This window comes from Microbacterium sp. UBA837 (assembly GCF_002296025.1).
In the GTDB taxonomy this organism is placed as follows: domain Bacteria; phylum Actinomycetota; class Actinomycetes; order Actinomycetales; family Microbacteriaceae; genus Microbacterium.
On sequence record NZ_DBHD01000198.1, the window covers coordinates 1 to 5488 of the forward strand.

Sequence of the window (5488 nt, forward strand, 5' to 3'; positions counted from 1 at the left end):
CCGGGCGTCATGCAGCGCAAGAGCGTGCACGAGCCGATGCAGACCGGCATCAAGGCGATCGACGCGATGATCCCCGTCGGCCGCGGTCAGCGTCAGCTGATCATCGGCGACCGCCAGACCGGCAAGACGGCGATCGCGATCGACACGATTATCAACCAGAAGGACAACTGGGCGTCGGGAGACCCGACAAAGCAGGTCCGCTGCATCTACGTCGCCATCGGTCAGAAGGGTTCGACGATCGCCTCCGTCAAGGGCGCGCTCGAGGATGCCGGTGCCATGGAGTACACGACGATCGTCGCAGCTCCCGCATCAGACCCCGCCGGCTTCAAGTACCTGGCTCCCTACACCGGCTCGGCCATCGGCCAGCACTGGATGTACGGCGGCAAGCACGTCCTGATCATCTTCGACGACCTGTCGAAGCAGGCTGAGGCCTACCGTGCCGTGTCGCTGCTGCTGCGCCGCCCGCCGGGCCGCGAGGCGTACCCCGGCGACGTCTTCTACCTGCACTCGCGTCTGCTCGAGCGTTGCGCCAAGCTCTCCGATGAGCTGGGTGCCGGCTCCATGACGGGTCTTCCGATCATCGAGACCAAGGCTAACGACGTCTCGGCCTACATCCCGACCAACGTGATCTCGATCACGGACGGCCAGATCTTCCTGCAGTCCGACCTGTTCAACGCGAACCAGCGTCCCGCGGTCGACGTGGGTATCTCGGTTTCGCGCGTGGGTGGTGACGCCCAGGTGAAGTCGATCAAGAAGGTCTCGGGAACGCTCAAGCTCGAGCTCGCTCAGTACCGCTCGCTCGAGGCATTCGCCATGTTCGCGAGCGACCTGGATGCGGCATCCCGCCGACAGCTGGCCCGCGGTGCGCGCCTGACCGAGCTGCTCAAGCAGCCGCAGTACTCGCCGTACCCGGTGGAAGAGCAGGTCGTCTCGATCTGGGCAGGCACCAACGGCAAGCTCGACACGATCGAGGTCGAGGATGTGCTGCCCTTCGAGCGCGAGCTGCTGGACTTCCTGCGCCGCAACACGACGATCCTCGACCGTCTTCGCGAGACCAACGTGCTGGATGACGACACCGTCGCCGAGCTCGAGAAGGTCGTCGACGACTTCGTGCTGGAGTTCCGCTCCGGCAAGGGTCAGGCGATCTCCAAGCCCGGCCACGAAGAGGTCGGCGCCGCGCAGGCCGAGGACGTCAACCAGGAGAAGATCGTCAAGGGCCGCCACTAAGGGCGCGCGAGGGCGATAAACCATGGGCGCACAACTCCGGGTCTACAAGCAGAAGATCTCTTCTGCCCAGACGACCAAGAAGATCACGAAGGCGATGGAGCTCATCGCGGCTTCGCGCATTCAGAAGGCGATGGGTCGCGTGCGGGCGTCAGCTCCGTTCGCTCGCGCGGTAACCCGCGCGGTGTCGGCGGTTGCCACGCACTCGAACGTCGATCACCCGCTCACGACCGAGCGCGAGGTCATCCGGCGCTCGGCCGTGGTGATCTTCGCCTCCGACCGTGGACTTGCCGGCGCGTTCAACTCGCAGATCCTCCGCGAGGGTCTGGAGCTTGCACAGCTCTTGCGCGACCAGGGTAAGGAACCTGTCTTCTACCTGGTCGGACGCAAGGCAGTCGGCTACTTCCAGTTCCGCAAGATGGCAAGCGCGGCGCAGTGGACCGGTGACACCGACACTCCGCACTTCCACACCGCCGAGGAGATCGCGGCAGCGCTGCTGGATGCCTACGACCGCGGGGGTGACGAAGGAGGGGTCGACGAGATCCACCTCGTCTACAACCGCTTCGTTAGCATGATGACCCAGAGCCCCGAGCAGGTCCGCCTGCTGCCGCTCGAGGTCGTCGAGGCCGAGGAGTCGGTATCCGCGCAGGTGTACCCGCTCTACGAGTTCGAGCCGGATGCCGAAACCGTGCTGAACCAGTTGCTGCCCGTCTACATCCAGAGCCGCGTCTTCAACGCGCTCCTGCAGTCGTCTGCTGCGAAGCACGCGGCGACGCAGAAGGCCATGAAGTCCGCGAGCGACAACGCCGACAAGCTCATCACCGACTACACCCGCCTGCGCAACAACGCGCGACAGGCCGAGATCACGCAGCAGATCGCCGAGATCGTCGGCGGCGCCGACGCTCTGGCGTCGGGCAAGTAGACCTGACACGAAAGAGAATGACCATGACTCCCACCGCAACCGCCGAGAAGACCGCGGTCGTCGGCCGCGTCGCGCGCGTCACCGGCCCCGTCGTCGACATCGAGTTCCCGCATGACTCGATCCCCGACATCTACAACGCGCTGACCACCACGATCACGATCGAGGGCGAGTCCAGCGAGCTGACCCTCGAGGTCGCACAGCACCTTGGCGACGACCTCATCCGCGCCATCGCGCTCAAGCCCACCGACGGTGTCGTCCGTGGTCAGGAAGTCCGTGACACGGGCGGCCCGATCTCGGTGCCGGTCGGCGACGTGACCAAGGGCCACGTGTTCAACGTGACCGGCGAGGTCCTCAACGCCGAGCCGGGCGAGAAGATCGAGATCACCGAGCGGTGGGGCATCCACCGCAAGGCGCCGGCCTTCGACCAGCTCGAGTCCAAGACGACGATGTTCGAGACCGGCATCAAGGTCATCGACCTGCTGACCCCCTACGTGCAGGGTGGAAAGATCGGTCTGTTCGGTGGTGCGGGCGTCGGCAAGACCGTCCTCATCCAGGAGATGATCCAGCGTGTTGCGCAGGACCACGGTGGTGTGTCGGTGTTCGCCGGTGTCGGTGAGCGTACCCGTGAGGGTAACGACCTGATCCACGAGATGGAAGAGGCAGGTGTCTTCGACAAGACCGCCCTCGTCTTCGGTCAGATGGACGAGCCGCCGGGGACCCGTCTTCGTGTGGCGCTCTCGGCGCTGACGATGGCCGAGTACTTCCGTGACGTGCAGAAGCAGGACGTGCTGTTGTTCATCGACAACATCTTCCGCTTTACGCAGGCAGGTTCCGAGGTCTCGACGCTTCTCGGCCGCATGCCCTCCGCTGTGGGTTACCAGCCGAACCTCGCCGACGAGATGGGTGTGCTCCAGGAGCGCATTACTTCCACGCGCGGTCACTCGATCACCTCGCTGCAGGCGATCTACGTCCCCGCCGACGACTACACCGACCCGGCGCCGGCTACGACCTTCGCCCACCTCGATGCGACCACCGAGCTTTCGCGTGCGATCGCCTCGCGCGGTCTGTACCCCGCGGTCGACCCGCTGACCTCGACCAGCCGCATCCTGGACCCGCGGTACGTCGGTGAAGACCACTACCGTGTGGCAACCGCGGTGAAGCAGATCCTGCAGAAGAACCAGGAACTGCAGGAGATCATCGCGATCCTCGGTGTCGACGAGCTCTCCGAAGAGGACAAGGTCGTCGTGTCGCGTGCGCGCCGCATCCAGCAGTTCCTCTCGCAGAACACCTACATGGCCAAGAAGTTCACCGGTGTCGAGGGCTCCACGGTTCCGATCAAGGAGACGATCGAGTCGTTCGACGCGATCGTCAAGGGCGACTTCGACCACGTGGCCGAGCAGGCGTTCTTCAACGTGGGTGGCATCTCCGACGTCGAAGAGCGCTGGGCGCAGATCCAGAAGGAGAACGGCTGATCATGCCGCTGCACGTCAGCCTCGTCTCCGCCGACGCCGAAGTGTGGTCGGGGGAGGCATCCCTCGTCGTCGCGAAGACCGTCGAGGGTGAGATCGGCTTCATGGCGGGTCACGAGCCGGTGCTCGCGATCCTCGCCGAGGGCCAGGTGCGCATCACGAAGGATGACGGCAGCAAGGTCGTCGCGAACGCTCAGGACGGCTTCCTCTCCATCGAGAGCGATGTCGTCACGATCGTGGCCGGCAACGCTGCTCTCGTCGCCTGACATCAGCATCCGCCCGGCGTAGGCCTCGGCCGCGTTGAACGGGCGTAGGAAGAATCGCCGAGGTAGGACGAATGCATCGTCATCCGTCCTACCTCGGCGATTTCGCCTTTCTCGGTGAGGAGATGCGGTGCTGATCCTGCTGCCTCCCTCGGAGACGAAGCGACCAGGCGGAGAGGGTGCGCCGTGGGATGCATCCCGTCTGGCGTTTTCTGAACTCACGCCGATCCGCGAGTCGGTGATCGACGCGCTGGTGCGGCTGAGCGATGACCCGGATGCCGCAGCCAAGGTCCTGAAGCTCGGGCCGAAGCAGCGCGGCGAGATCGAAACGAACCGGTCGCTGCGCACCTCCCCGACGATGCCGGCGATCGACAGGTACACGGGAGTGCTTTTCGACGCTCTGGATGCCTCGAGTCTCGACTCGTCTGCCAGGCGCTGGCTCGGCGACCATGTCGTGATCCATTCCGCGCCTTTCGGCCTGGTCGGTGCTCTGGACCCCATTCCGTCCTACCGGCTGGGTGCGGGCATCAGTCTTCCCGGCCTCGCCTCGCAGCGGCGCCTCTGGGCCGGTCCCGTCGCGGCAGCGCTCGCCCGTGACACCCGCGGGTTTGTGCTCGACCTGAGGTCCGAGGCCTACGTTGCGCTCGGGGCTGCACCGGTCGGGCGGAGCGCCTACGTGCGAGTCCTGACGCGGGCTCCGGACGGGCAGACGCGAGCGCTCAATCACTTCAACAAAGCCGCTAAGGGCCGGCTCACCCGCGCTCTCGCGGAGTCCAGCGCCGACCTCGCGGACACAGCGCAGTTCGTGAGATGGGCGAGCGACGCCGGGTTCGAGACGGCCCCCGACGGCGACGTCATGACGCTCATCTTGCCCCCACGCTGAGAATCTACTGACAGCTACGCTCAAGGATCGCTAGCATGTGGTGCAGCGGGCGAGTGCCCCGTCGCGCACCGGCTCGAGGTGCGAGTCCTGACCGTTCGGGAGGAACGTTCATGTTCGAAAACGTAGGCGCCTCGGTCGTCTATTACAACGACGGCGCGTCGATCGGCTTGCTGATCTTCTTCGCCTTCTTCTGGATCATCTTTGCCGCAGCGGGCTACGTCCTGACCTCGTTCTTCTTGATGAGGATCTTCGACAAGGCTGGCGTGCAGGGCAAGTGGCGCGCGTGGGTGCCCGTCTACAACGGCATGATCTTCCTCAAGCTCGGCGACCTCAGCCCCTGGCTGCTCCTCTACGCGATCGGTGCGGCGATCCTGCTCGGCTGGATCCCCGTCATCGGCCAGCTCATCGGCCTCGCCGCGTTCGTGCTGACGCTGCTCGCTGCCTGGCGCGTTGGCCTCAAGCTGCAGAAAGAGGCAGTCTGGCTCATTCTCTACTTCTTCCTCTCGATCGTCTGGCTCGGTATCGCGGCCTTCGACAAGTCGCGTTGGAACACGGCGATCCCGGCCGCGCCCTGGGCGGGCAACGGGTTCCTGGGAGACCGTACGAACTGGGACGGCATCCCCTCGCAGGTTCCGGCCGGTGGTTACCCCGCGAACCCGGCAACCAGCCCCGCAGCCGGCTACGCGGCACCGCCGGCTCCGCCGACCGGATACGCTCCTCCGGCCGC

General features: G+C 65.4%; 6 protein-coding genes. All 6 read left to right on the forward strand.

What is annotated here, in order from left to right; genetic code table 11:
* A partial coding sequence (atpA, locus tag B3587_RS14140; RefSeq protein ID WP_292729819.1) for a F0F1 ATP synthase subunit alpha occupies window positions 1–1227 on the forward strand: 1227 nt, incomplete at its 5' end.
* Window positions 1228–1249: 22 nt separating this feature from the next.
* The gene (locus tag B3587_RS14145; RefSeq protein WP_228177664.1) at window positions 1250–2146 is read left to right on the forward strand and encodes a F0F1 ATP synthase subunit gamma; all 897 of its coding nucleotides are present in this window, start codon (window positions 1250–1252) and stop codon (window positions 2144–2146) included.
* Between the two features lie 23 nt (window positions 2147–2169).
* A complete protein-coding gene (gene atpD, locus B3587_RS14150) occupies window positions 2170–3618 on the forward strand; it encodes a F0F1 ATP synthase subunit beta (RefSeq protein WP_228177665.1) in 1449 nt (482 codons plus the stop codon).
* A 2-nt stretch (window positions 3619–3620) separates the two neighbouring features.
* A complete protein-coding gene (locus B3587_RS14155; RefSeq protein WP_228177666.1) occupies window positions 3621–3881 on the forward strand; it encodes a F0F1 ATP synthase subunit epsilon in 261 nt (86 codons plus the stop codon).
* Between the two features lie 127 nt (window positions 3882–4008).
* Window positions 4009–4761: a YaaA family protein gene (locus tag B3587_RS14160; RefSeq protein WP_228177667.1), complete on the forward strand. Its 753-nt coding sequence runs from the start codon at window positions 4009–4011 to the stop codon at window positions 4759–4761.
* Between the two features lie 110 nt (window positions 4762–4871).
* Window positions 4872–5488 (forward strand): DUF5684 domain-containing protein (locus B3587_RS14165; protein WP_292729825.1); only part of this gene is annotated, 617 nt, incomplete at its 3' end.